2 protein-coding genes are annotated in these 3611 nt (G+C 47.2%); one reads left to right on the top strand and one right to left on the bottom strand.

Annotated elements, in window-relative coordinates; all coding sequences use genetic code 11:
• Window positions 1–140 precede the first annotated feature (140 nt).
• On the bottom strand, window positions 141–1508 hold the full coding sequence (locus ABC831_RS26260; protein ID WP_343251037.1) for a citrate/2-methylcitrate synthase: 1368 nt from the start codon (window positions 1506–1508) through the stop codon (window positions 141–143).
• Window positions 1509–2667: 1159 nt separating this feature from the next.
• Between ABC831_RS26260 and ABC831_RS26255 the strand changes: the two genes are divergently transcribed.
• On the top strand, window positions 2668–3360 hold the full coding sequence (locus ABC831_RS26255) for a hypothetical protein (protein ID WP_343251036.1): 693 nt from the start codon (window positions 2668–2670) through the stop codon (window positions 3358–3360).
• Window positions 3361–3611 lie beyond the last annotated feature (251 nt).

Below are 3611 nucleotides of genomic sequence, written 5' to 3'. Positions count from 1 at the left end.
GGAAAGTGCTCCTATGAAATAAAAAACGCTCCGCGGGGATCGCACTACGGCGGAAAGGAAGATGCCGCTTACGCGGCCCGCCGTAGGCGGAGAGTTTCGCAAGCGAAACTCTTTTTCAATAAGATATTTATTTCCCCGGATTATTCTCTTTCCGTCAAAGGCCGGTAGGGTTTATGTACCGCAATACTCTTATAGGCGGGGCGGATGATCTTTCCGCCGTTGGTGAGCTCTTCGATGCGATGCGCGCTCCATCCAACGATACGGGCAATGGCAAAGATCGGAGTGAACAGTTCCGTGGGAAGATCCAGCATGCTGTAGACAAAGCCGCTGTAGAAGTCCACATTGGCGCTTACACCCTTATAGATTTTGCGTTCTTCGGATATGATCTGCGGTGCCAGACGTTCAACCAGGGAATAGAGGGCGAATTCCTCCATCCGGTTTTTCTCCCTGGAAAGATTTTCCACGAAAGCCTTAAAGATATTGGCCCGGGGATCGGAAAGGGAATAGACCGCATGCCCCATACCATAGATCAGGCCGGCCTTGTCAAAGGCCTCTTTATGCAGAAGGGCGCGCAGATAGCGGCTTACTTCCTCTTCATCGGACCAGTCCTTAATGGTAGATTTCATATCCTCGAACATCTTGACGACTTTAATATTAGCCCCTCCATGCTTAGGCCCTTTCAGGGAACCGAGGGATGCCGCCACGGAAGAATAGGTATCGGTTCCGGAGGAGGATACCACATGGGTGGTAAACGTAGAATTATTCCCGCCGCCGTGTTCCATGTGAAGCACCAGAGCCAGATCCAGCAGTTTGGCTTCAAGGGCTGTATATTTGCTGTCAGGCCGCAGAATGTGCAGGATATTTTCCGCGGTGGACAATTCAGACTGCGGGGAATGGATGAACAGGCTCTTTCCATCGTGATAATGGCTGTAAGCCTGATAACCGTACACGGACAGCAAGGGGAACAGGCTGATCATCTGTAAACTCTGCCGTAAAACATTAGGGATGGAAGTATCCTCCGCCTGGCTGTCATAAGCGTACAGCGTTAATACGCTTCGGGCGAGAGTATTCATCATATCCGCGCTGGGAGCTTTCATAATAATATCTCTGACAAAGCTGGTAGGCAGTGTCCGATAATTTGCCAGTAAATCTGTAAAATTCTTTAATTCTTGTTGATTGGGGAGATTACCGAATAATAAAAGATAAGTTACTTCTTCAAAACCGAAACGGTTTTCTTTGATAAAGCCCTTGACAATTTCTTCGATATCAATACCACGGTAGAAAAGTTTACCTTCACAGGGGATCATATCACTGTCGATGATGGTGTAGGAACGGATTTCGGAAATGTCGGTCAGACCGGCCAGAACACCTTTTCCGCTGATATCACGCAATCCACGTTTTACCTCATATTTCGTATACAATTCGGGATTAATGAGGCTGGTATCCACGCACATTTTCACGAGGTCCAGGATTTCGGGGGTAATTTTAGAAATGCTGTTGTCGTTCATTCATTGACCTCCTTCTACATTATTCAATTTTCAATATTCCTTTCCTATGATACCACATAAAAGGGGCCGGGCCAATAAAAATGAAAAAAAATTCATAGAATGTTAATAAAAAGTGGTATGGGCCGGTACTAAGGGCCGGTACTGCTGACCGAAGAGCTTGAGGAGCGGATGGCCTGCTCTGGTTTACCTGTCGGGGCGGTTCCGGGCTCCCGGATAGGGGCTGCGGCTCTGCCTGGGATGGGGGATTGCCTTCCCTCTGCCGGCGGAGGGCTTGCCGCTGGCTGCTGCTAAGTGAAATCCAAATGATGGATTCAGGAATCGAGCCTATTCGCCAGGAACGCATGATGCGTTCCCGGCTCAGAGGCTCTTGCCCGTCGGACGTGAAGTCCGCCGGGCATCCTGAATCCATCATTCGGATTTCACTAAGCAGCAGCTCAGCCGCCCTATGCCGGCAGAGGGAAGGCAATCCCCCATCCCAGGCAGAGCCGCAGCCCCCATCCGGGAGCCCGGAACCGCCCCGACAGGTAAACCAGAGCAGGCCATCCGCTCCTCAAGCTCTTCGGTCAGCAGTACCTACATTGGTATGGGCGGATGGGACGCTATCTTAGCGCATTTTTTTATTTCATTATGAAGTTGGTTTGGGTTGTTTTATGGTGGATAAATGTATTTGTTTATGGGGGATTGAGGATTTATGTGGATATTTAATTTTATATGTTCGATTGGCTATGGAGAATATTGTTAATAATAAGAAAGGCAGCATATATGACAGTATGTTTTGTGCGGAAGATAGGGTATGATTTATAATTATGAATATATAAAAAGGCAACTGTTAAGTATTTTTTTATTCTTGAGAAGTAGCTAATGAAGTATGTAATTATAAAGTTGAGGGATTAATAAGTATTTAGATTAATAAGTATATAGATTAATAAGCATATATAGGGTAATAAGTATATAGATTAATAAGCATATATAGGGTAATAAGGATATAGATTAATAAGTAAATAGGGTAATAAGTGTATAGATTAAGTAAAAAGGGTAATAAGGATATAGTTTGACAATCGTAGTGGGAAGTGTTAGAGTATATCATGTAGTATTGAATACTATGTGAGACGGTGCGACGTGACATAATGCGACATAATATGACGCAAAACGGCGTGTGATGATGGAATGTGACGCGTTGGGTGGGATGCGAAGTGGACGCGTGGCGCGGGGAAATATAAATGGCGGATATGAAGATACTTTGGGGATAGAAAGGATGGATGGTTTTATGGAGACGGATGTAAAGATGAAGGTAGCGAAGAGTGTAAGGGTGATTACGGTAGCGCCGGTTGTGGCGTTGGTTACGTTAATTTTGCTGTATTTGGTAAGGCCTTTGATTTTCGGAGGAATATTTCAGCTGTTGATGGCGATTTTGTTTTTGACAGTACTGCCGTTGCTGGCTTATCCGCTGCAGAAGGTGCTGCCCGGGTTTCGGGACCGGGGGAGGGACGGACAGAGGAAGCTGGCGTTTATTATGGCGGTAGCAGGATATGTCTGCGGAACGGTATTTGCTGTTGCTGCAGATGCGCCGAAAGGGGTCTTTCAGATATATCTGACTTATCTAATATCCGGTGTAATACTCTCTATATTTAATAAATTACTGAAAATCAAAGCAAGCGGACATGCCTGCGGTGTAGCGGGACCAGTGGCTTTATTGGTTCATTTCTGCGGCATCAACGGATACTGGGCACTCTTGATCCTGCCGGTAGTATACTGGGCGTGTCTGGCGATGAAGCGGCATACGCCGTCGCAGCTTCTTCTTGGAACCATAACACCTCTTATTTCCCTGGTACTTGTCTTACTGATATTCTAAAAAAGCTGCCTCCCAGCAACAGATAACCGACCCAATACTAAGAAGGCCGGAAACCCTACACAGCATGAACCAAAGAAGGAGCGGGCCGGTGCAAGGGGGAGCTCTGGGCAGGGGGCACAAAAGGAGCGGGAGCCGAATCGCTTGAGGCGGCGCCTTAGAACGGGTTACGCAGAAGAGGACGAAACCTCGCAGGACCCGGGGCACTGTTTGAGCCGTATTTTGGCGAGTTTGCCCCGGGTCCTGCGAGGTTT

The sequence above is a fragment of the Diplocloster hominis genome, assembly GCF_032380655.1.
Lineage (GTDB): Bacteria > Bacillota > Clostridia > Lachnospirales > Lachnospiraceae > Diplocloster > Diplocloster hominis.
The sequence above is the reverse complement of the archived record's forward strand: the minus strand, read 5'-3'. Positions and strand labels throughout refer to the sequence as shown.